The 1,997-nt window shown below is 68.2% G+C and carries 1 protein-coding gene; it reads left to right on the top strand.

Features of this window, described 5'->3' with window-relative positions:
• Positions 1 to 1,997 (top strand): beta strand repeat-containing protein (locus QSG27_RS28775; RefSeq protein ID WP_407653287.1); only part of this gene is annotated, 1,997 nt, incomplete at both ends.

Below are 1,997 nucleotides of genomic sequence, written 5' to 3' on the forward strand. Positions count from 1 at the left end.
AACGTCGCGGTCACCGTCACCGACAACGCCGGCAACGCCACCACGCAAGGCGACACCACCAACGCCACGGTGGACAATCAGGCCCCCACGGTGACGGACGGCAACATCGCGATCTCCGGCGGAACGGGAACCGGCGGTGCCTACAAGACCGGCGACACCGTCACCGCGACCTGGAACAACACGCTCGCCGGCGACAACAACACCGACACGCTGACCGGCGTGACGTTCGACCTGTCCGCCTTCGGCGGCGGCAGTGCCGTGGCGGGTGTCAACAACAACGGCGTCTGGACGGCCACCCACACCATCACCGCCGGGTCCCTGGACGCCACCAGCCGCAACGTCGCGGTCACCGTCACCGACAACGCTGGCAACAGCACCACGCAAGGCGACACCACCAACGCCACGGTGGACAATCAGGCCCCCACGGTGACGGACGGCAACATCGCGATCTCCGGCGGCAGCGGGATCGGCGGCGCCTACAAGGCTGGCGACATCATCACCGCGACCTGGGACAACACCCTCACTGGGGATAACAATACCGATACGCTGACCGGCGTGACGTTCGATCTTTCCGCCTTCGGCGGTGGCAGTGCCGTGGCGGGTGTCAACAACGGCGGCGTCTGGACCGTCACCCACACCGTCACCGCCGGCTCCCTCGACGCCACGGGCCGCAACGTCGCGGTCACCGTCACCGACAACGCCGGCAACGTGACGACGACGAGCGACACCACCAACGCCACGGTGGACAACCGGGCCCCCACGGTGACGGACGGCAACATCGCGATCTCCGGCGGAACGGGAACCGGCGGTGCCTACAAGACCGGCGACACCGTCACCGCGACCTGGGACAACACGCTCGCTGGGGATAACAACACCGATACACTCGCCGGCGTGACGTTCGATCTTTCCGCCTTCGGCGGTGGCAGTGCCGTGGCGGGTGTCAACAACAACGGCGTCTGGACGGCCACCCACACCGTCACCGCCGGCTCCCTCGACGCCACGGGCCGCAACGTCGCGGTCACCGTCACCGACAACGCCGGCAACGCCACCACGCAAGGCGACACCACCAACGCCACGGTGGACAACCGGGCCCCCACGGTGACGGACGGCAACATCGCGATCTCCGGCGGCAGCGGGATCGGCGGCGCCTACAAGGCTGGCGACATCATCACCGCGACCTGGGACAACACCCTCACTGGGGATAACAATACCGATACGCTGACCGGCGTGACGTTCGATCTTTCCGCCTTCGGCGGTGGCAGTGCCGTGGCGGGTGTCAACAACGGCGGCGTCTGGACCGTCACCCACACCGTCACCGCCGGCTCCCTCGACGCCACGGGCCGCAACGTCGCGGTCACCGTCACCGACAACGCCGGCAACGTGACGACGACGAGCGACACCACCAACGCCACGGTGGACAACCGAGCGCCGACGGTGACGGACGGCAACATCGCGATCTCCGGCGGAACCGGAGCCGGCGGTGCCTACAAGGCTGGCGACACCGTCACCGCGACCTGGGACAACACGCTCGCCGGCGACAACAACACCGATACGCTCGCCGGCGTGACGTTCGATCTTTCCGCCTTCGGCGGCGGCAGCGCGGTCGCCGCGACCAACAACAACGGCGTCTGGACGGCCACCCACACCATCACCGCCGGCTCCCTCGACGCCACGGGCCGCAACGCCGCGGTCACCGTCACCGACAACGCCGGCAACAGCACCACGCAAGGCGACACAACCAACGCCGTGGTGGACAATCAGGCCCCCACGGTGACGGACGGCAACATCGCGATTTCCGGCGGAACAGGAACCGGCGGTGCCTACAAAACCGGCGACACCGTCACCGCGACCTGGAACAACACGCTTGCCGGCGACAACAACACCGACACGCTGGCCGGCGTGACGGTGGACTTCAGCCAGTTCGGCGGCGGCAGCGCGGTCGCCGCGACCAACAACAACGGCGTCTGGACGGCCACCCACACCATCACCGCCGGCTC

The organism is Azospirillum isscasi (genome assembly GCF_030849505.1).
Lineage (GTDB): Bacteria > Pseudomonadota > Alphaproteobacteria > Azospirillales > Azospirillaceae > Azospirillum > Azospirillum isscasi.